Consider the following 21,884-nt stretch of genomic DNA (forward strand, 5'->3'; position numbering starts at 1 on the left):
ACAGTAGAAAATTATTATAACGCTAAGGCCGCTTTTGTGCAAATAAAAATGCTCCAATAATAGCCTGCTTACATAAGAAAATTACACTTAGCCAATCAAATATTGCCGCAATGCTGGACAAAATATAAAAGTGTATCAAAAGTGTACCGATATAACAAAACAGAACGCCGAAACCCGCTTGCCTAACGGATTTTCAGCGTTCTGTCTGTTTTTGGAGGAGAAAATATGAATTTGCTAAAAAAGCAAATAGCAGCTTGTTGAAAGTAGGGGTGCTAACCAATGCACTTGGGAAATTGTCAAGGTCAAAGGTCAAGGCTGCAATGCAAAATCAGGAAGGGACGATATACATTGGTTAGCTATCACTAACTTCATGATTATTGTATCACACATTTTTAGAGTTAGCAATAGCTAATTTTAATTTTTTTATTTTTTTCTGCGATTAATGCCGCTTGCAAAAAAACAACGCAGTCACGTTGCCGTTTTACGGAATACGTAACTGCGTTTAAGCTTGTAATTGTTATACTTCCGGAGTTTTCTCCTCTGCATCTTCCTTAGCCTGCTCCTGCTGCAGCAAAGCCATGAACTGCTCGCCGGTAATAGTTTCCTTTTCCAGCAGGTACTGCGCCAGGACATCTAGCTTCTCCCTGTTGTCCTGCAAAATCGTGCGTGCCTTTGCGTGCGCCTCCTTAATCAACGCCAAAACCTTAGCATCAATCTTGCCGGCCGTCGTTTCACTGCATTGCAGGGCAGCGTCACCGCCCAGATAACGGTTAGCCACAACCTCAGTAGCCATCATATCAAATTCTTCCGTCATACCCAGACGCGTTACCATGCTGCGTGCCAGCTTGGTTGCCTGCTCAATATCATTGGAAGCGCCGCTGGTAATGCTGCCGAAAACAACCTCCTCAGCACTGCGGCCGCCGGTCATCGTCACAATTTTATTGAACAGCTCCTCCTTAGTCATCAGTACGCTATCATTTTCGCTAATCTGCATGGTGTAACCCAAAGCGCCGTTAGTACGCGGGATAATAGTAATCTTATGTACCGGAGCACTGTGCTTCTGCATAGCAGCCACAAGCGCATGGCCGATTTCATGGTAGGCTATAACCTTTTTCTCTGCAGGAGAAATTACTGCACCCTTACGCTGGTAACCGGCGATAACTGTTTCAATGGATTCCTCCAGATCTTCCTGTTCTACCACGTTGCGATGCATTTTTACAGCGCGCAAAGCACCCTCATTGATAATATTTGCCAGCTCTGCGCCGCTGGCTCCGGCTGTCGCCCGCGCCAACGTACCATAATCAACATTGTCTGCCATACGTACATTGCGTGCATGAACCTTCAAAATAGCCTCGCGTCCCTGCAAATCAGGCAGCTCGACGGGGATACGGCGGTCAAAACGTCCCGGACGCAAAAGCGCCTTATCCAAGGATTCCGGACGGTTGGTAGCTGCCAGAATAACTACGCCCTTGCTGCCGTCAAAGCCGTCCATTTCACTCAGCAGCTGGTTTAAAGTCTGCTCGCGTTCATCATTGCCGCCGAACTGGCCGTTATCACGGCGTTTGCCGATGGCATCGATTTCATCGATAAATACTATGCAGGGAGCCTTTTCCTGCGCCTGCTTGAACAAATCGCGCACACGGGCAGCGCCCATGCCGACGAACATTTCCACAAATTCACTGCCGCTGATGCTGAAGAAAGGCACTTTGGCTTCACCTGCTACCGCACGCGCCAGCAAGGTTTTGCCAGTGCCCGGAGGGCCTACCAGCAAAGCACCCTTAGGCATATTAGCACCGATATCCTTGTACTTGCCAGGATTATGCAGAAAATCCACCAGCTCCATCAGTGCTTCCTTAGCCTCGTCCTGACCTGCTACATCAGCAAAGCTTTTGCCAGTCTGCGCTTCCACATAGACCTTGGCATTGCTCTTGCCGAAGCTCATGGCGTTACCGCCCATGCGCTTGCCCATGAAGTACATGAAAAGCTGTCCTAAGCCAAAGAAAATCAGAATTGGCAGTACCCAATTGGTGAAAAAGGTTACAATCGGACTTTGTTCCTTCGGCACAACCTGCGTAAATTCTACCTTACTCTTCATCAGGCGGTTGGCCAGCTCCGGGTCCTCCACCCTGCCGGTAACATAAATTTCCTTTTCGTTGTTTTTATCAACAGCCGCCAGACGCTTATCGGTAATTTCTACCTTAGATACCTTGCCTTCATCCACCATCTGAAGAAAATTATTGTAGGAAACCTCCTTCATTTTCGGGTTGAAGAACATGGGCATGATTACGGAATTGAATACCAGAATCAAAACCAGCATCAGCATATAATAATACGTCAAGGGCCGTTTTTTATCATTGTTATCGTTCATCATTTCATCTCCTCGCTATGCTTTATAAGTATTATTGTATACCTATTTATAGCAATAAACAAACGAAAAAAATGTGAAGCTGACGATGCAGTCAGCATGTTTGCTGAAATAAAACGTAAATTTTTCCATAGGCAGGCAGCTTGCAATTCACTGTGTATTCACTTATAATGAATATAATGAATATATAACTGAATGGAGTGAATAAGATGCTATATGAAAGCGAAAGTCTGGAATTCAAGCAGGAAGCCATCCCCAATCTTTGTAAAAGCGTTATCGCTTTCGCCAATACTAATGGTGGCAAAATCATAGTCGGTCTAAAAGATGATGGAAAGCTTGCACCTTTAGATAATCTTGACCAGATATATACACAAATTACCAATACTATCCGTGATGCTATCCTTCCGGATATCACTATGTTTATAAAATACAGCTCAAATTCTGATGGTATCATTACCATAGAAATTGCCGAAGGCAGCGCAAAGCCTTATTATCTTAAATCCAAGGGCCTAAAACCCAGCGGTGTCTATGTCCGCCAAGGTGCATCCTCCGTCCCAGCCTCACCTGAACAAATCCGTTATTTTATCAAAGCAACAGATGGTGACACCTTCGAAGCTATGCGCTCCCTCTCGCAAGAACTGACATTCAATACAGCTAACACTGTATTTTCTGCCAACGACATTACTTTCAGTGAAAACAAATACAGCGCCTTAGGCCTTATCAATCTGAAAGATAATCTTTATACCAACCTGGGACTACTGCTATCCGATCAATGCCAGCACAGTATTAAAATAGCTGTTTTCGAGGATAGAGAAAATACTAAATTTCAGGCACACCGTGAATTTAGCGGTTCATTGCTGCAGCAGTTGGAAGCAGCCTATGAATTTCTTATGCTATGTAACCAAAACCGCTCTACCTTTGCAGGTCTTTCGCGTATAGACAGATGGGACTATCCGCAGGAGGCCATCCGTGAAGCCTTGCTCAACGCCATAATTCATCGGGATTACAGCTATAGCGGCAGTATTATAGTCAACGTCAACAAAGAATGTATGGAATTTATTTCTTTAGGAGGATTGTTGCCGGAGCTCACCCTCGAAGATATCCAAGCCGGTATTTCTCAGCCACGCAACGTAAAGCTGGCAGAGCTTTTCCACCGCCTGAACTTTATAGAAGCCTACGGCACAGGCATCCGACGCATTTTTGCTCTCTACAAGGATTGTTACATAAAGCCGCAAATAAATATTACTCAGCACACCTTCAAAATAATTTTGCCTAATAAAAACCGTACGCAGCCTTCGCCTGAGCTTAATCTTGCAGCAGAAAAAACTGTCAGCTATAAATATCCTGACAAGCAACAACAAACAGTTATAGCATACCTTAAGCAACACCAAAGGATTTCCGAAACAGAATTACAACAGCTTTTGGATGTCAAACGCACACGCGCCTATCTTATCGCCAGAGAAATGATTAGCAGCGGTCTTTTAGCAGTCAGCGGACGCGGCAGCAACAAATATTATTATCTGCCGTAACTGAACAGTCTGAAACACTCTCCCCGTCCCCTGCAAGAATACTTGTATACATGCGTTATATCCCTTGAATTTACATGCCGTTTTCTATACAATTAGCATGTAACTATCTAAGGAGGTCAAGCTTATGCCTAAAATTAATACAGTGTTAGTTGCTAACCGCGGCGAAATCGCTATTCGTGTTTTCCGCGCCTGCAACGAATTAGGAATCCGTACTGTTGCTATATATTCCAAGGAGGACACCCTGTCCCTGCATCGCAACAAAGCCGACGAGGCCTATATGGTCGGCGAAGGCAAAAGCCCGACCGACGCTTATCTTGATATCGAAGACATTCTGCGCGTAGCCAAGGAGCATGACGTAGATGCCATACATCCCGGTTATGGCTTTTTATCCGAAAACAGTAATTTAGCACGCCGCTGTGCTGAGGAAGGCCTGATTTTCATCGGTCCGCGTCTGGAGCACCTTGTAATGTTCGGCGACAAAATCAATGCCCGCAAACAAGCCGAGCTGGCAGGCATCCCCATGATTCCCGGCAGCAAGGGCACGGTAAACAGCCTCGATGAGGTACTGGCCTTTGGCGAAAAATGCGGCTATCCTATCATCATTAAAGCAGTCAACGGCGGCGGCGGCCGCGGTATGCGCGTTGTTCACAGCGCCGAAGAGGCTATAACTGCCTACGACATGGCTAAAAGTGAAGCTAAAAAAGCCTTTGGCAATGATGAAATATATCTGGAAAAATATCTGCAAAATCCGAAGCACATCGAAGTACAGATTATCGGTGATACCCATGGCAATTTGATGCATCTGTTCGAGCGCGACTGCTCCGTACAGCGCCGCCACCAGAAGCTGGTTGAAATTGCTCCGGCTTTTGCCCTGCCTGTAGAACAGCGCAAGGCTATCTGCGACGCTGCTGTCAAGCTGATGAAAAATGTTGACTACATCAGCGCCGGCACCGTAGAATTTTTGGCTACGCCCGACGGCAAGTTCTATTTCATCGAGGTTAACCCCCGTATTCAGGTTGAGCACACCGTTACCGAACAGATTACCGGTATCGACATTGTTCAGACACAAATCAAAATTGCCGAAGGCTACAACCTGCACGGCCCGGAAATTGCCCTGCCGCAGCAGGATGAGCTGACCACCATCGGTCACGCTATCCAATGCCGTATTACCACCGAGGATCCGGCCAACAACTTTATGCCTGATACCGGCAAGCTGATTACCTATCGCAGCGGCGGCGGCTTCGGCATCCGTCTGGACGGCGGCAACGCCTTCACCGGCTCCGTCATCACTCCGTACTACGATTCTCTGCTGGTTAAGGCTACTACCTGGGGCCTCACGCACCAAATTGCAATTACCAAGATGCTGCGCTGCTTAAAAGAATTCCGCATCCGCGGCGTCAAAACTAATATCCAGTTTTTGGAAAACGTACTGCAAAATCCGCACTTCATCAAGGGCGATTACACAACCGACTTTGTTGACAATACCCCGGAGCTGTTTGTCTTCCAAAAAACCTTGGACCGCGGCAACAAGCTACTGAACTACATCGCTGACATTACCGTCAACGGTTATTCCAACGTCGGCGTACAGCCGAAACCGGACTTTGCGCCGCTGAATATGCCTAAGCCCTACAACGGTATTCTGGCGCTGGGTGCTAAGCACGTTCTTGATACCCGCGGACCTGAAGGTCTGGCTGAATGGGTACTAGCACAGCAGGAGGTTCTGCTCACAGACACCACCTTCCGTGATGCGCATCAGTCCCTCTTCGCCACCCGTCTGCGTACTGCCGATATGCTGCGCGTTATGCGCGACACCGCCGGCAAGCTGCCCGGACTTTTCTCCTTTGAATGCTGGGGCGGCGCTACCTTTGACGTAGCCTATCGCTTCCTTGACGAAAGCCCCTGGCAGCGTCTGGCACAGTTCCGTCAGGCTGCACCGAACATTCTCTTCCAGATGCTGCTGCGCGGTGCCAACGCTGTAGGCTACACCAGCTATCCGGATAATGTTGTTAAGCAGTTCATCAAGCTGGCAGCCAAAAACGGTATCGACGTTTTCCGTATCTTCGACAGCCTTAACGGTCTGGACAATATGCGCCTGTCGATTGACACCGTCCGCGAATGCGGTAAGGTAGCAGAGGCAGCACTGTGCTACACAGGCGATATTCTCGACCCCAACCGCGATAAATACGATTTACATTACTACATCAATATGGCTAAAGAGCTGGAAAAAGCCGGTGCCAACATCATTGCCATCAAGGATATGGCAGGCCTGTTGAAGCCGGAAGCAGCTTACCGCCTTGTAAGCAGCCTCAAATCCTATGTCAACGTACCTATCCATCTGCACACCCACGAGGGCAGCGGCAACGCTATCTACACCTATGCGCGTGCAATTGATGCCGGCGTTGATATCGTAGATACCGCTATGAGCGCTATGAGCAGCGGTACCTCCCAGCCAAGCGGCAGCAGCCTGTACTACGCTCTCAGCGGCCATCCGCGCCAACCGCGTCTGGATGTAGACGCTATGAACGAGCTGTCCCGTTATTGGGAAACCGTGCGCCCCTACTACAAGGCTGCCGACAGAACCGAAAACTTCCCCAACCCCGAAGTTTACGTACACGAAATGCCCGGCGGACAATATACCAACCTCAAACAGCAGGCTCAGGCTCTGGGCCTCATCCATCGCTGGGAGGAAATCAAGGATATGTATCACCGCGTATCCATGATGTTCGGCGATTTAATCAAGGTTACTCCGTCCTCAAAGGTTGTCGGTGACATGGCACTCTTCATGGTGCAGAACGACCTGACCGAGGAAGATGTTTACGCTAAGGGCGATATTCTGGACTTCCCGGCCTCCGTTGTAGAATTCTTTGAAGGACGCATCGGCACTCCGTACCAGGGCTTCCCCGAAAAGCTGCAGAAGCTGGTGCTCAAAGGACGCGCACCTATCAGCGAGCGTCCGGGCGCTGTACTGCCGCCGGTAGATTTTGAGGATGTACGCGCTAAGCTCAAAGAGCTGGAAGCACCTACTACGGACGAAGCAGTGAGCGCTTACTGCCTCTATCCGAAGGTATTCACCGACTGGGTAAACCGTTACAATCAATTCGGTGATGTATCAGTTCTCGATACCCCCACCTTCTTCTTCGGCATGACTCCTGGCGAGGTTATCAAGGTTGAGATTGAACAGGGCAAAGTGCTCGTTATCAAGCTGGACCACATCTCCGAAGCCAACGCTGCCGGTATGCGCACCGTCTTCTTCGAATTCAACGGCCTGCCGCGTGAAATCGAAATCAAGGACCGCAATGCCAAAACCACCACTGTTACCCGCAAAAAAGCAGAAAAGGGCAACATGGGCGAAATCGGCGCTTCTCTTTCCGGCTCCGTAGTCAAGGTGTTGGTAGAAAAAGGCCAGTCCGTTACCAAAGGCACTCCGCTGATTGTTACCGAAGCTATGAAGATGGAAACCACGCTTTCGGCACCGATTTCCGGTATCGTCAGCGCTATCCATGTAGCTGCAGGCGAACGCGTAGAAAGCGGCGACTGCCTGTTGGAAATCAAAACCCAAATGTAAAATTATATACGCTTAAAATTAAGGCTGCTGCCGTGGCGGATTTCCGCCACTACAGCAGTCTTGCTTTTTTTGCTGGTCATTATTTTTGCTCTATGTTATGATATAGTTATTCTTTGCTTTTTTAAGAACAGCATTATTTGCTGCAAGACATATTTTTATCACGAGGTGAGCACATGAAACAGACAATCTATCAATTCGTAAACAGCCATCTGGACGAGCATGGCCGCTTTACGGCTACTGACCTGTGCGATGACCGCTACGCCACTATTCCCCGTCCCCTCGGCTCCGAAGATGCCTTTCACTATACAATGGGCAACCTGCCCAATCCCAATTCCGCCAGCGTGCTGCTCAAGCTGCTGCAATCTTATATGCAGGAGCCTACAACCCAACAACGCAGCAGACTGTACAATGAGCTGAAGGGCATGGCCTTTGCGGAATATTGCGACCCCTTTATTGAAGCCTTAGACCAAAATGACATTAACGCCGTAGCCTATGACCTGGCGCGCCGCTTTTTCTACAACGCAGATGGACGTGAGCAGGTAAAATTTGCCATCTTGATTTTCGGCATGTACGGCATGGAAAAAATCTGTCATCAGGATCAGGAGCTTTGGCAGGATTTGCTGCGCATAGCACACTGCGAAGAATTTACCTTCGCCTTTTTATATTCCTGCCGCATAACCAACTTTAACCCGCAAAACGCTATTTGGGAGCTTATCCGCTGCACCAGCGGCTGGGGTAAGGTTTTCAGCATTATCGACTGCCACTGCCGCGATGAGGAAGAACGCCTCTGGCTGCTGCAAAACGGACCTGATATCGACGTAGAGTATCCGCCGCTCTCCGTAAAATTCATCCGCGAAACACATTTGGAAGAGCAGGTGACCAAGCCGCTCAGCTACGAGAATTATAAAAGCGCTATTTTCATCGTAGGCAATTATCTGATTATGCTTAACCACTTCCCGGCAGAGGTGATTGAAGAGCAGTTCAATATCAGCGACATTCATCTGAACAAACTGCTTACCTGTCTGCTTGACCAGGCTGAAGCGCATATCAGCAAGCCTGAGGACGTGCTTGATTTAATCAGCTACGTTACAGCACTGCAGGACCTTTGCAAAGAGCAGAATCATATGCAGCTGACCTTCAACCAATGTCAGGAGCAGATTGCAGCCTGCGAAAAAATCATCTACAGTAAGGACTGGCAGCCAGAAATTGACAGCGACTTAATCAAGGACGATAAGCTTGATTATCAGCTGTGCAATCTGGCAGTAGAGCTGGATATAGACGTATGGCCAAGGCTTTTTGATTTTTGGCTGGCACATCCGGATGAAACACCTCTGTTCCCCTACCTGCTTTCCTACGAGGGTGAAGGGCGCTCCGAGCGTGTGCTGCGGCAAATTGAAGCAGACCTGCCGCGCTACTGCGTAGAACAAAACGACCTGCTGGTACCGCTGCGCTATCTCAACACGCATCCCGGCCAGAGTGATGCCATTATCTGCGCTGCCCTGGAATCCATCTTCGATTTGCCACGTGGCATCGCCTGTGGCATCATCGATGACTGGGGTCAGGAATTCATCACGCCCGCCATCCGCATCTCACTGATTAAGGCACGTCAGCTCAGCAACAATGAGGTTGTCACTGCACGCATAGACAGCCTGCTGGCAGGTAAGCACTTTGACATAGGCAAATTTCTCAACAAACGTAAATAAATGGACTGCTATGCAATTTTATTGCTTCGTTTAGACAGTTGCTGTTAAGGAAAGCTTTCTTCGCACAAAGCAAAACCGGTTTCCTGCTGGCTTAAACGCCAGGGAAACCGGTTTTTTATATGCACTTATTTACTTTCAGCCGCAATAGCCATGCGGATGGCCCTTGTGCCACTTCCAGGCGGTACTGATAACCTCATCAACACTGCTGTGCTGCGGCTCCCAGCCAAGCTCCTCACGGATTTTAGCTGAGGAAGCAATGAGCACTGCGGGATCACCGGCACGACGCTCCTCCTCCACAACGGGGAAGTCAACGCCGGTAACCTTTTTGGCGCTGTCAATCATCTGGCGTACACTGAAGCCGTTTTCACTGCCTAAGTTATATACACGGCTGCTGCCGCCGCTCAAAAGATGCTTGAGCGCCAGCACATGCGCCTTCGCCAAATCGCAGACATGGATATAGTCACGCACGCAGGTACCATCAGCCGTCGGATAATCGGTACCGAAGATAGAAACCTGCTTGCGCACGCCCTGCGCTGTTTTCAGAATCAGCGGAATAAGATGGCTTTCGGGGCTGTGATCCTCGCCGATATCGCGCGTCGGAGAAGCACCGGCAGCGTTAAAATAACGCAACGCTACATAACGCATATCATAGGCATGATCATAATCTGCCAGCATGCCTTCAATCGCCAGCTTAGTACGGCCGTAAACATTGGTCGGAGCCAGACGGCTGTCTTCAGTAATCGGCACTGCTTCCGGCTCGCCGTAAACAGCAGCGGTAGAAGAAAATACCATGCGGTCAACGCCTGCGCCACGCATAGCCTCCAGAAGATGCAGGCTGCCTTCAACATTATTAAAATAATATTTGGCCGGGTCGGTCATTGATTCGCCTACCAGACTGCTGGCGGCAAAATGGATTACCGCATCAATTTTAAACTGCTCCATAATATGCTTGGCAAAGCGTACATCATGGATATCGCCTTCTACCAGCTGCACCTCGTCAGGTACTGCCGCCTCATGGCCGGTAGAAAAATTATCATAAACAATAGGAGTAAAACCGCTTTTTTGCAGCTCCTCCACTACATGGGAGCCAATATAACCTGCTCCGCCGGTAACAAGAATATTCATCGCTTACTTGCTCTCCTTGGCAACTATTCCCTGCAGATATTCCAGGAACTTGTCACGCAGGTCAGGACGCTTCAGCGCCATTTCTACAGTCGCCTCCAAAAAGCCCTGTTTATCGCCCACGTCATAACGACGTCCTGCAAAATTATAGGCATACATCGGCTGTTCCTTAGCCAAAACCTTGAGCGCATCAGTCAATTGGATTTCATTGCCGCGACCAGGCTCGGTTTTTTCCAGAATCGGGAAAATTTCCGGTGTAATTACATAACGTCCCAAAACAGCCAGACGGGAAGGCGCTTCTTCTACCGCAGGCTTTTCAACCATATCGTTTACCTTAAAGGTGCGTGCTTCTTCAGTCGGTTCGCTGGCAACAATGCCATAAGCAGATACCTTCTCCTGCGGCACCTCCTGCACACCTAAAACGCTGGCACCTGTTTTATCGTAAACATCAACCAGCTGCTTCAGCGCAGGCACCTGGCTGTCAACAACATCGTCACCCAGTAGTACAGCAAAGGGTTCATCGCCCACAAAATGCTTAGCGCACAAAATAGCGTGACCAAGTCCACGCGGTTCCTTTTGGCGGATATAGTGAATGCGGATATCAGAAATTTTGCGTACCAGTTCCAACTCCTTGGTCTTGCCACTGGCCTCCAGATTCAGCTCCAGCTCAATGCTGCGATCGAAATGGTCCTCAATGGCACGCTTGCTGCGGCCGGTAATAATCAGGATGTCCTCAATGCCGGAAGCCAGCGCTTCTTCGATAATATATTGAATGGTCGGTTTATCAACAATAGGCAGCATCTCCTTCGGAGTTGCTTTGGTTGCAGGCAGGAAGCGTGTGCCCAGGCCTGCTGCCGGAATAACAGCTTTACGTACAGGTTTAAACATTTTATCTTATCTCCTTTTCAGACTCAAGTGAAATATATGAACAGCAGCAACGCTGCAGGTAGTGCTTTAAGGAAAACACAGACAAGCCGAAAGTTAAGCTTCTTCGCCGCCAATAACTTCCAGTAATTCTGCAGTCTTCACCGCCAGCAGCTCCTTATCGCCCTTAGTTTCTACGTTCAAGCGCATTACAGGCTCCGTATTGGATACACGCACATTAAAGCGCCAGTTATCATAAGCAACGCTCAATCCGTCCAGATGGTCCTGCTCGCCGTCAGCATATTTTTTACCCAGCTCCGCCAGTACTGCTGCGGAATCAGCAACCTTGCGGTTGATTTCGCCGCTGCAGGGATACATAGCAACGCGCTCGCCTACCAGCTCGCTGAGCTTTTTGCCGCTGCGGCACATCAGCTCAGTTACCAGCAGCCAGGGAATCATGCCGCTGTCGCAGCAGGAAAAATCGCGGAAATAATGATGCGCGCTCATTTCGCCGCCGTACAGAACGTCGTTATTACGCATGCATTCCTTCATAAAGGCATGGCCGCTCTTGCAGCGCACAGGCACACCGCCGTCACGCTGTAAAATAGCTTCGGTATTCCAGGTCAGGCGCGGGTCGAACATAATCTTTGCGCCCGGCTCCTTGTGCAGGAAAACCTCTGCCAGCAGGCCGACAATGTAATAGCCCTCGATAAAATCTGCCTTCTCATCAAAAAGGAAGCAGCGGTCGAAATCACCGTCCCAGGCAATACCCAGATCAGCACCACTCTCACGCACAACCTTCGCTGTAGCCTCACGGTTGGGCAGCAGCAGCGGGTTCGGTACACCATTTGGGAAGGTGCCGTCCGGCGTTTCGTTCAGTGTAATAAATTCAAACGGTAGATGCTTTGCCAGCTCCTTTAAAATCGGGCCAGCACCGCCGTTGCCGGGGTTAGCAACAATCTTCATCGGTTTGAGCACACTCGTATCAACGTAGGTCAGCAAATGCTCAATATAAGCAGGCATAATATCCAGCTGCTCCAAAGCACCCATAGTCTTGCCTGCTACCACCTGATGCGCAAACTCCTTAGTAGTCGCAACCATCTCGCCAATTTCCTTCAGACCGGTATCGCTGGAAACAGGACGCGCATCACGACGCACTAGCTTCATGCCATTGTATTCCTTAGGATTATGGCTGGCAGTAACCATAATACCGCCATCTGCTTTCAGATGCGCGGTAGCAAAATAAATCATTTCCGTACCACACTGACCGATATCAATAACCCTGGTGCCGCCATGGCGCAGGCCTTCTGTCAGCGCATCAACCAATGCTCTGCCGCTCAGGCGGATATCATGACCGACAACAACAGTTTCTGCAGCAAACATTGCTGAAAAAATGCGTCCCATACGGTAAGCCATTTCCTCATTAACCTCTGTAGGGTAAACGCCGCGTACATCGTAAGCCTTAAAAGCCTTATTCGTAACTTGCATTTGTCTATACTCCTTTTTTACATTGTATTTAGCAAAATTTCATTGTTCAAGAACCATTTTATATTATTCTTCATCCAACAAAAAAATCCTGCCTGCATTGCAGACAGGATTTAAACTCTACAGCTTAGCACCACTTGAACGGATAACTTCTTCCGCCGCCTCCCCCAGATACCAACGGATAACAGAAAAGAACGGCAGCGTCACGCCATTATAATCAGGCAGCAGACAGATAGTTGCCAGCATTTCCAGTACTTCATCCAGATCTCGGCCCTTGCTCAGCTCCTCACTTATCTGGTCCTCCAGCGTATGGATAACCTCTCGGCGCATGCGCATCAAACGCGGCGCGTTCAAGTTCAGCTCGCGGATAGTGCTGCGCGCCTTGTTTTGCAGCTCCTTCGGGCAGGTATCTTCGTCTACATACATCCGCCCGCTATGCTCCGCATAACGGAACAGGCGGATTTTGCCGGGAATCTTCAGCGGATTGAGAATATAGTTTGTAATTTCGCGCCCACCCTTGGGCACATCGCAGCTTCGGTCACGCTTCTGGCTGGAATAGCGCCACTCGGGATCAGGCACGTAGGGCTGACTGCCGCCATGGCACACGCCCAACAGATTGCGCCAATCCAGATGATAGTTGTGTCCATGCTCCTGCGTGGCATTTTTCGGATAAAAATGCTCTACGCGGAAGTCGTCAACCTCGCCTTCCTCCTCCGCCAGCTTAATGCCTACCTCACAATAGGCGCAAAGGCCGTGCTGGTCACGCAAGATTGCTTCCCGCACCTGTTTGTAGCCCTTGCGGCAACGACGACGGAAATGCTCCCAGGTTTCCTCGGGATTACGCAGGCGATACTGCCTAAGCATCTCCGGCTCTTCCTTGCTTTTATAAACACGTTTCATGAGCGCCTCCTGCGGAACTGACGCATACGGATATCCATATCCGCACGCAGCAGAGCAGGCTCCTTGCCTTTAGACCATTTATCCAGCTTTTTGCGCAGCTCCAAAGCCTCCGGCGTATCCCAGGCATCCTCGCTCACCAGCTGCAGATAACGCTTTAAATCCTGCACAATCGGCAGAGCTTGCGGACGCGGGCTCACATTCTGGATATCCTGCAGCAGCTGATAGCTGTTGGCTCCTAAAGAAAAATCTACGTGACGCACTCCTTCAAACTGCTTGCCCCAGGCCAGCACGCGGATGCTCTCGGCCGGCACGCTACTAAGCACCTGCGGACTATGCGTAGTAACAACAAACTGCACCATCGGGAAGGTTTTCTGCAAATCAAGCAGCACCGTCTGCTGCCACAGAGGATGCAAATGCATTTCTACCTCATCAATCAATACAAGGCCAGGTGTCTTGGTTACCGCATCCTCACGCAGCTGCGGATTCAGACGTGCCATGCGATAAGCCAGATCAGCCACCATACTGATAATGCTGCGGAAGCCGTCGCTCAATTCATCTACCACCATCTCACCCATATCGGGATGACTGACAACAAAGCATTTCAGGCGATAATTATAATACAAATCACGCAGACCTGTGCTTTCCAGACACACGTCTACAGCGTTCTGAATAGCATTCTTCAGCATCACATTGCGCTTCACCTCTGCGCTGTACTGCTGCTCTGTCTGCGCACATTTGGTAACGTACTCAAACCATTTGCCAAAGGTGCTATAGGAAGAAGACGGCTCCAGGCATTCCTCGTAGCCTACATTGCGTTCTGTCAGCGACTTGTGAAAATTCGTCATCAGCTTGCTATCTACCCAAATGCGCTGAGTACCGTAATAGGCCAGCACCGGCAGCAGCCTGTTGCCGTTCTCCTTAGCATCGTGCGCCAATGCGCAACCACGCTCGCACAGCTCATTAGCATCATCCTCGGGCACATTGCCCTCCAGCAGGCGGCGGGTACAGGTAAGCTTTTTGCCGTAAACCTCACCCTCCAGCTTAATTTCTACCGGATAATGGCATTCCATACCATCAATATGACGCATATCCTTTTTATAAACAGGCACACGCCGCACATCCTGGGGAGTAATTTGCCTGCCACTGGCATCAAAGCTGCGCAGGTAAGGCTCCAGAGCAATTGCCAGCGCATCAAAAATCGCCGTCTTGCCCTTGCCGTTTTCACCTACAATAACTGTCAGCCTAGGTTCAAAATCAATATCAAGCTCATCGTAACAACGGAAATTCTTCAGCCTTAATCTTTCTATCTGCATAACCTGACCTCCGTTTCTGTATCTCTGCTTACATTATAGCATTATTTATCTCCCAAACTAATAATTTTTACAGTTTTATTATGAATTTTTTGTGGCAGGGTGTATAATAAATAAACATCATCGGCAATTCTTTGCTACTTGCCTCATTTCTGTACTCGAAAGGAAAAACTGTTTATGAATATATTTCTTCTGCTTACAATCGCCATGCTCATGATTATCCTCATGCTGCGGCGTCACATTCCCATCGGCCCCTGTATGCTCACCAGCGGTATTTTTATCTGGCTGATGAAAGCACCGGAGCTGCCGTATCTGGTGCAGGCCTTACGTGAAACCTTAACAATGCCGCGTACCTATGATATCCTTTTTGCCCTTTATTTTGTCATGTGCCTGGAAATCGAGCTGCGCACCAGCGGTGCTCTGGCAGGTATGGTGCAGGCGCTGCAGCGCATCTTTTCCAGCGCCAAAGTAACCCTGGCCGTGATGCCTGCCTTCTTAGGCTTGCTGCCGTCACTGGGCGGCGCGCGCTTTTCGGCTCCTATTGTAGAGGAGGCCAGCAAAAATCTGCCTATCGAACAGGAGCACAAGGCAGCCATCAACTTCTGGTTCCGTCACATCTTTGAATTTTCCAGTCCGATTATCCCCGGTATGATTATGGCCTGCAACATCGCCGGCGTCAGCTACAGTGAATTCATCCTGCATCTGGCCTGGCTTACCGTACTGGCCTTCTCCGCCGGCTGGTTCGTCCTCATTCGCCCCATTAAAGCGGATAACAGCCGTACCGAAACAATTGCCAATGACAGTCAGGGAATGCAGGATTTGTGGCTGGCGCTTTCGCCTGTCATCATCACCTTTATTTTGGTAGTCTTCTGCGGCTTCAACGCCTCTGCCGGCATGGGCCTGGTCACAGCCTGCCTCTTTCTGGTACTGCGCTTTACTAAGCGTGAGGTCGGTCTCAAGGATGTCGTTATCGGTGCGTTGGACATCAAAATGTTTCTCAATGTGCTCTGCATTCTCTACTTCATTCAGATTCTGACCGTCACCCACGTGCTGCAGGAAATCGTTGCAGCCTTCCAAAGCTCTCCGCTGCCGGTGCCTGTTATCATCGCCTGCGTCAGCTTCATCATCGGCGTGCTTACAGGTATGTCGCAAGGACACGTGGCCATCGTTATGCCCATTGTCGCCGCTATGCAGACAGGCAGCCTGAACCTGGCCGGCGTTGCCATGGCCTTCGGTATTGCCGGACAGATGCTCACACCGACGCATATGTGTCTTGTCATCACTGTCGATTATTTCAAAGCCAACTTTTTCAAAACGCTTAAGCCTGTACTTCTGTGTGAAATAATCATTTTGACTATCTTTACAGTTTATACTTATTTTACATGGTGAACTTTCAGTGCGTAATCAGCAGCAAGCAGTGTTCGGATTAGTCCTCAAAACACTGTCCGCTGCAGATTAAGCACTTTATTTTTATTATTTGCTTGCAGTAGCACAAAGATTAAGTGTATAATAATGTTATCTATTCTTAAATTTTGGAGGGGTGTTCGTGAATTATACGGAAATGGTAGTCTTCATCGTCTACCTGCTATTCATGTTATCAATCGGTATCTGGTTCTTCTATAAAAATCGTCAGGGTGGTGAAAAGACCTACTTCCTCGGCGGTCGTCAGATGGGACCTTGGGTAACTGCGCTTTCTGCCGGTGCTTCGGATATGAGTGCCTGGGTGCTCATGGGCTTGCCGACATCTATTTATGCTCTTGGTCTAGGTCAGGCCTGGATCAGTATCGGCCTGCTCACCGGCTATTCCTTAAGCTGGATTTTCCAGGCTCCGCGCCTGCGTCGTTTTTCCATTGTGGCCAACGATGCCATCACTATTCCGCAGTACCTCAGCAACCGCTTTTTATCTAAGTCCCATGTGCTGCAGGTAATCTGTGCAATCGTCTTCCTTATTGCCTACACTATTTATTCCGCATCCAGCATCAAGGCTTGCGGTACTCTGTTCAACACCGTTATCGGCATTGACCAGACCTACACCATGTATGTGGCAGCCTTTATCATCATCGGCTACACCTTCTTAGGTGGCTTCTCCGCTGTTTGCTGGACCGACTTCTATCAGGGCCTGATGATTCTTGGTTCTCTGTTGATTGCACCTATCTTCGCAGTATCCTTAATCAATCCGCAGGCTGTTGCCGGCATTCCTCCCGATTACTGGAATCCGGTTGCCAAAACCTCTGATATCATCTCCGGCTTCGGCTGGGGCCTGGGCTACTTCGGTATGCCGCATATCATCATCCGCTTCATGTCCCTCAAATCCCAAAAGGAAATGAAGAAATCCGCTGTTATCGCTATCAGCTGGACTGCCCTCATCTGCTTCTTCGCTACTATGGTAGGCGTTGTTGGCCGTATGTATCTGGGTATGGATGAAAACATCAACCAAAATTCTCTGGTATTCATCGCCATGGTTCGCAGCATTTTCCCGGCTCTGATGAGCGGCATCCTCCTTTCCGGCGTATTGGCTGCTTCCATGAGTACTGCTTCCAGCCAGCTGCTCGCTTCCGCTTCTGCCTTTGCCAGCGACGTTTATAAGCCTGTAATCCGCAAATACCAGTCCGGTGACAAGGAAATGCTTTGGGCAGGCCGCATCGTCGTACTCGTTATCTCCTTCGTTGCTCTGCTTATTGCCGATTCCCCGCGTGCCGGCAGCATTATGGAGCTGGTTGCCAACGCCTGGGGCGTATTCGGTGCAGCCTTCGGCTCTGCTATCATGCTCAGCCTTTTCTGGCGCGGCTTCACCTTCCAGGGTGCAGTAGCCTGCATCATCGTCGGTGCTGTTGTTGATATCGGCTGGTACCTGACTATGGCTGCTTCCACCGGCATCTACGAAATTATTCCCGGCTTTTTTGCCAGCCTTGTAGCAGGTGTCATCGTTTCCCTGCTTAGTGGCGGTCCCTCCAAAGATGTTGCTGAGCTTTATGATAAAGCCAACAACTACGTTGAGGAATAATTGTAAAGCTTATTACAATTACACATAAATGTTATCCCTCGCAAGAATTTTTCTTGCATAATCACCCAAAAGCGCTATACTGTAGATATAGTTAAGCCCGATTTGTCAATGCAGACGACAAATCGGGCTTTCGTGTTTTTCCATATTTTTTATTGAGAGGGGTTTTAATTATGGAAGAAGAAAAAAGAATCACTACACCAAAGCCGGAAGGATTCTTCAAAAAGTACGGCTTTTACATCGCGCTTATCGTTCTTCTAGGCATCATCGCCTGCCCTACGCCAGACGGCCTTTCAATCGCCGGACAAAGGATGCTCGGCATCATGGTCTTCTCCGTCATCGTCTGGGCTACAACAGCAATCTCCTATCCTGTCAGTGCCAGTGTTATCATCGCACTCATGGCAGTACTTATAGGCTTTGCGCCTAACCCTGCAACCGGTAAAATTTTCGGTACCGCCGCAGGCCTTGGTATTGGCCTCAAGGGTTTTTCCACCACGGCCTTCTGCCTTGTTGCCGCCGCCATGTTTTTAGCCACCGCTATGACAAAAACCGGGCTTGATAAGCGTATCGCTCTCGTCATTTTATCTAAGCTAGGCGCTAAAGCCAACCGTGTTGTCATCGGCGTTATCTGCTGCGGCTTTATCCTCAGCTTCTTTGTACCAAGCACCACAGCCCGCGTTGCCTGCCTTGTACCTATTGTTCTCGGTATGATCAGCGCTTTCGGCGTACCGCTCAAAAGCCGCTTCGCCGGTATGCTGATGATTACCGTAGCTCAGGTCGACAGTGTCTGGAACGTCGGTATCAAGACGGCTGCCGCGCAAAACATGGTAGCCATCAACTTCATCCGCTCCCAGTTGGGAGTAGATATTTCCTGGCTGGACTGGTTCATCGCCGCTGCTCCCTTTGCCGTACTCATGAGCTTTGCCCTGTATCATGTTATGATGTTTTTAATGCCGCCGGAAATTGACGAAATCCCCGGCGGTCAGCAGACAGTCAAAAAGCTTTTGCATGATATGGGCAAAATCACCAAGGATGAAATTAAGCTTTTATGCATCTCCGTCTGCCTGCTCGTTTTATGGACGACAGAAAAGAAGCTGCACGTTATCGATACCTCCACCAGCACCATTGTTGCCATCAGCCTTTTGATGCTGCCAAAAATCGGTGTTATGCAATGGGAAGAGGTTGTCCATAAAATCAACTGGGGCACTGTTGTTCTCTTCGGTGTAGGCATTTCCCTGGGCAACGCTCTGCTGTCCACCAAAGCAGCTACCTGGCTGGCCAACGTTATCGTCAACACCTTTGACCTGTCCAATTCTACCACCATTATGGTACTAGCAATTATGGCGCTGTTCCTGATCATCGTGCACATGGGCTTCGCCAGCGCTACAGGCCTTGCCGCCGCTATTATACCTATCATCATCTCCGTACTGCAGCAGCTCAAAACACCGGGCGTTAACGTTATCGGTATGACGATGATTCTGCAATATGTCGTAAGCTTCGGCTTTATTTTACCGGTCAACGCGCCACAGAACATGATTGCCTACGGCACCAATACCTTCGAAGTGCGTGACTTCGTCCGTTGCGGCATCCCGCTGACCATCATCGGCTTCAGCCTGATTATGCTGCTTGGTATGACCTACTGGAAATGGTTAGGACTTGTATAAGCCTGCTTCTGTTAACCTCTGAGCGTTCTGCCCCAAGCGGCAGAACGCTTTTTATATCCAGCACAGGGCATCACCACCTAAATTATCCCGAGGCAAAAGCATAGCATTTTCCTCTCAATCATATTATAATAAAAGTGACCAATAAATTTGCTTAATACATTATGTGAGGAGGTTCTGCCATGCGTACTTTTCTGCCATTAGCCTTTTGGTACTGGCTCTATAATCAGCTCTTCTTCTTTTTGGGAGCATTGGGCTTTTTTGTAATTCATTTTCTTGTTGCTTTCATCGGCTTCGGCGGCATGGATACTCTTGCCAGCGCTATTTTGACAACACTTTATGCATTTATTCTTTACAAGCTCTTCGGGCGTTTTCTCTGGCGCAACAGGCTACAGCAATATAATTTTAGCAATAACACCCTCATATATGCCTCATTGCTGCCGCTGATTTTAGGCAGCGTCGTTCTCACCGCCAGCTTTGCCATAGCAGACGGCAAAATCTACAACACCATGACCGCTATGCCTATGCTTGCGGCGATTAACCTCAGCCTATCCTATCTGCCGCTCGCCAAAAGCGTCTGGACAATGCTCATTTTAGGCAGCATCTTTAACCTCTTTACGCTTACCTGCTTTTGGCGCTACTGCCGCAAGTATCTGCAGCAGGAAATTCCCTGGCTGAAGTTGCTCATCCCGCTGGCTATCTGTCTGGTAATCTGCACAATTGTTATCTATGGCATAACGATTACGTATCTACCTGATGATAAGGTGGGAGGATGAGATAGTCAAAAAAACTCTCACCATCCCTAAATGGTTAAATGATGCGGCGATTGCCAAAAAGCTGAACTTCTCCAAAATTTTACAGGATGCTCTCAAGCACGAGCTCAATATCGGATAAAGCAAAAATCGCACTTGCTAAATTCGATTAACTTAATTATAATTAAGTTAATCGTGATTAAGTTAATTATAATTTGTCAAATTTGGAGGATATTATGTTTATAGGACGAAGCGCAGAGTTAAAACAGATGTCACGTCTTTATGCCAATAATGATTTCCAGTGTATCATCATCTGGGGACGTAGGCGTGTAGGCAAAACAACACTTATCAATCAATTCATCAAAGATAAACCCACTGTATATTTTACAGCAACAGAAAGTACTGCCAAGGATAATCTCGAAGCTTTCAGTAAAAGCATTGGTGCTTTCACTAATCATTCTCTCTATAATTCTCCTCTTTACCAAAATTACGAGGATGCCTTAAACGAGATTTTTTTACAGGCGCAGACGAAACAGCTGGTTTTGGTTATCGATGAATATCCCTATTTGGCCAAGGCCTACAATCCAATTTCTTCTATTCTTCAAAAACTTATAGATAAATACAGTAAAAGCAGCAAACTTTACATAATCCTCTGCGGTTCTTCTATGTCATTCATGGAACATCAAGTGCTTGGATATCAAAGTCCTCTCTACGGTAGACGTACAGCCCAATTAGAAATCAAGCCTTTTAATTTTTTTGAATACAAAGATTACTATAAGCATTTTTCGCAGGAAGATTTAGCACTGGTTTATGGTATTACCGGTGGCATTCCCCAATACATGAAATTTTTCAACGATAGTCTTTCAATCAAAGAAAATATTATCAATAACTTTCTTACCCCTAGCGGTTATCTCTATGAAGAACCTGAAAACCTGTTAAAGCAGGAATTGCGTGAACCGGCAATCTATAACGCTATCATACGTGCTATTGCAACAGGAAGTTCTAAAAGCTCGGAGATATCCTCTAAGGTTGGCGTTAATAGCAGTAAATTGGCAATCTATGTTGATAAGCTTATCGAACTAGGCATTGTATGCCGAGAAAATCCCATCGGCGAAAAAAGTAAGCGTAAGGTCATCTATTCTATTCGGGATGGCATGTTTAATTTTTGGTATCGCTTTATTCCCGCTAACAATCTGCTGATTCAACGTAACAAGAGTATAGCTGCCTGGAACAATATTGAACCACAGCTTAACACCTATATGGGCCATATTTTTGAACAAATATGCCAAGATTATCTCTGGCAAGTATATGATATGCTACCATTACCGTTTCAACAAATAGGTCGCTGGTGGGGCACAAATCCCAAATTAAAACGTCAGGAAGAAATTGATATCGTTGCAACCGATGAAACAACAGCTATTGTCTGCGAATGCAAATGGCGCAAAGAAAAAGTAGATGTACAAGTGCTTAACACTTTAACAGAACGTGCCTTACTGCTGCCATATACTAATCTTCATTATTTTATTTTTTCAAAATCCGGTTTTACCAAGGAATGTATTCTCCATGCCAAAGAATTACGAAATACAACACTTCTGACATATTCCGAAATCCTTAAAGAATAGTCTCA

The 21,884-nt window shown here is 48.2% G+C and carries 14 protein-coding genes; 8 read left to right on the top strand and 6 right to left on the bottom strand.

The features are described from left to right. Window positions 1-517 precede the first annotated feature (517 nt). A complete protein-coding gene (gene ftsH, locus Q0G26_RS05595) occupies window positions 518-2,368 on the bottom strand; it encodes an ATP-dependent zinc metalloprotease FtsH (protein WP_366517745.1) in 1,851 nt (616 codons plus the stop codon). Between the two features lie 206 nt (window positions 2,369-2,574). Between ftsH and Q0G26_RS05600 the strand changes: the two genes are divergently transcribed. The 3 genes from Q0G26_RS05600 (at window position 2,575) to Q0G26_RS05610 (ending at window position 9,162) form a co-directional block, all read left to right on the top strand. Beyond that, window positions 2,575-3,894 (top strand): RNA-binding domain-containing protein, encoded by a 1,320-nt coding sequence (locus Q0G26_RS05600; protein ID WP_293829108.1) that lies wholly within the window; start codon window positions 2,575-2,577, stop codon window positions 3,892-3,894. A 124-nt stretch (window positions 3,895-4,018) separates the two neighbouring features. Further along, the gene (pyc, locus tag Q0G26_RS05605; protein ID WP_293829109.1) at window positions 4,019-7,459 is read left to right on the top strand and encodes a pyruvate carboxylase; all 3,441 of its coding nucleotides are present in this window, start codon (window positions 4,019-4,021) and stop codon (window positions 7,457-7,459) included. A gap of 173 nt (window positions 7,460-7,632) precedes the next feature. Further along, window positions 7,633-9,162 (top strand): hypothetical protein, encoded by a 1,530-nt coding sequence (locus tag Q0G26_RS05610; protein ID WP_293829110.1) that lies wholly within the window; start codon window positions 7,633-7,635, stop codon window positions 9,160-9,162. Window positions 9,163-9,297: 135 nt separating this feature from the next. Here the strand turns inward: Q0G26_RS05610 and galE are convergent, their stop codons facing one another. The 5 genes from galE to Q0G26_RS05635 form a co-directional block, all read right to left on the bottom strand. Further along, on the bottom strand, window positions 9,298-10,287 hold the full coding sequence (galE, locus tag Q0G26_RS05615) for a UDP-glucose 4-epimerase GalE (RefSeq protein ID WP_009144922.1): 990 nt from the start codon (window positions 10,285-10,287) through the stop codon (window positions 9,298-9,300). Window positions 10,288-10,290: 3 nt separating this feature from the next. Further along, window positions 10,291-11,172 (bottom strand): UTP--glucose-1-phosphate uridylyltransferase GalU, encoded by an 882-nt coding sequence (gene galU, locus Q0G26_RS05620; protein ID WP_293829111.1) that lies wholly within the window; start codon window positions 11,170-11,172, stop codon window positions 10,291-10,293. Between the two features lie 93 nt (window positions 11,173-11,265). Continuing rightward, window positions 11,266-12,636: a phosphomannomutase gene (locus Q0G26_RS05625; RefSeq protein WP_293829112.1), complete on the bottom strand. Its 1,371-nt coding sequence runs from the start codon at window positions 12,634-12,636 to the stop codon at window positions 11,266-11,268. Between the two features lie 117 nt (window positions 12,637-12,753). Further along, the gene (locus Q0G26_RS05630; protein ID WP_293829113.1) at window positions 12,754-13,533 is read right to left on the bottom strand and encodes a retron system putative HNH endonuclease; all 780 of its coding nucleotides are present in this window, start codon (window positions 13,531-13,533) and stop codon (window positions 12,754-12,756) included. Then, a complete protein-coding gene (locus tag Q0G26_RS05635) occupies window positions 13,530-14,846 on the bottom strand; it encodes an AAA family ATPase (protein ID WP_293829114.1) in 1,317 nt (438 codons plus the stop codon). Before Q0G26_RS05635 ends, Q0G26_RS05630 begins: the two co-directional genes overlap by 4 nt. A 174-nt stretch (window positions 14,847-15,020) precedes the next feature. Between Q0G26_RS05635 and Q0G26_RS05640 the strand changes: the two genes are divergently transcribed. The 5 genes from Q0G26_RS05640 to Q0G26_RS05660 all read left to right on the top strand — a co-directional run bounded on the left by Q0G26_RS05640 (window position 15,021) and on the right by Q0G26_RS05660 (window position 21,879). Further along, window positions 15,021-16,232, top strand: a complete 1,212-nt coding sequence (locus tag Q0G26_RS05640; RefSeq protein WP_293829115.1) for a DUF401 family protein — start codon at window positions 15,021-15,023, stop codon at window positions 16,230-16,232. Between the two features lie 157 nt (window positions 16,233-16,389). Further along, complete coding sequence (locus Q0G26_RS05645; RefSeq protein ID WP_293692466.1) at window positions 16,390-17,847, top strand: sodium/proline symporter; 1,458 nt, start codon at window positions 16,390-16,392, stop codon at window positions 17,845-17,847. Window positions 17,848-18,017: 170 nt separating this feature from the next. Continuing rightward, window positions 18,018-19,508 (top strand): DASS family sodium-coupled anion symporter, encoded by a 1,491-nt coding sequence (locus Q0G26_RS05650; RefSeq protein ID WP_293829116.1) that lies wholly within the window; start codon window positions 18,018-18,020, stop codon window positions 19,506-19,508. A gap of 179 nt (window positions 19,509-19,687) precedes the next feature. Continuing rightward, window positions 19,688-20,281 (top strand): hypothetical protein, encoded by a 594-nt coding sequence (locus Q0G26_RS05655; protein ID WP_293829117.1) that lies wholly within the window; start codon window positions 19,688-19,690, stop codon window positions 20,279-20,281. 212 nt (window positions 20,282-20,493) lie between these two features. Further along, complete coding sequence (locus Q0G26_RS05660) at window positions 20,494-21,879, top strand: ATP-binding protein (protein ID WP_293829118.1); 1,386 nt, start codon at window positions 20,494-20,496, stop codon at window positions 21,877-21,879. Window positions 21,880-21,884 lie beyond the last annotated feature (5 nt).

Origin of the sequence: uncultured Phascolarctobacterium sp. (assembly GCF_934190775.1) — a bacterium.
Taxonomy (GTDB): Bacteria; Bacillota; Negativicutes; order Acidaminococcales; family Acidaminococcaceae; genus Phascolarctobacterium_A.

Excerpts from the sequence above, each read along its gene's own strand:
- ftsH (WP_366517745.1), bottom strand. The coding sequence starts at position 2,368 with ATGAACGATAACAATGATAAAAAACGGCCCTTGACGTATTATTATATG.
- Q0G26_RS05600 (WP_293829108.1), top strand. The coding sequence starts at position 2,575 with ATGCTATATGAAAGCGAAAGTCTGGAATTCAAGCAGGAAGCCATCCCC.
- pyc (WP_293829109.1), top strand. The coding sequence starts at position 4,019 with ATGCCTAAAATTAATACAGTGTTAGTTGCTAACCGCGGCGAAATCGCT.
- Q0G26_RS05610 (WP_293829110.1), top strand. The coding sequence starts at position 7,633 with ATGAAACAGACAATCTATCAATTCGTAAACAGCCATCTGGACGAGCAT.
- galE (WP_009144922.1), bottom strand. The coding sequence starts at position 10,287 with ATGAATATTCTTGTTACCGGCGGAGCAGGTTATATTGGCTCCCATGTA.
- galU (WP_293829111.1), bottom strand. The coding sequence starts at position 11,172 with ATGTTTAAACCTGTACGTAAAGCTGTTATTCCGGCAGCAGGCCTGGGC.
- Q0G26_RS05625 (WP_293829112.1), bottom strand. The coding sequence starts at position 12,636 with ATGCAAGTTACGAATAAGGCTTTTAAGGCTTACGATGTACGCGGCGTT.
- Q0G26_RS05630 (WP_293829113.1), bottom strand. The coding sequence starts at position 13,533 with ATGAAACGTGTTTATAAAAGCAAGGAAGAGCCGGAGATGCTTAGGCAG.
- Q0G26_RS05635 (WP_293829114.1), bottom strand. The coding sequence starts at position 14,846 with ATGCAGATAGAAAGATTAAGGCTGAAGAATTTCCGTTGTTACGATGAG.
- Q0G26_RS05640 (WP_293829115.1), top strand. The coding sequence starts at position 15,021 with ATGAATATATTTCTTCTGCTTACAATCGCCATGCTCATGATTATCCTC.
- Q0G26_RS05650 (WP_293829116.1), top strand. The coding sequence starts at position 18,018 with ATGGAAGAAGAAAAAAGAATCACTACACCAAAGCCGGAAGGATTCTTC.
- Q0G26_RS05655 (WP_293829117.1), top strand. The coding sequence starts at position 19,688 with ATGCGTACTTTTCTGCCATTAGCCTTTTGGTACTGGCTCTATAATCAG.
- Q0G26_RS05660 (WP_293829118.1), top strand. The coding sequence starts at position 20,494 with ATGTTTATAGGACGAAGCGCAGAGTTAAAACAGATGTCACGTCTTTAT.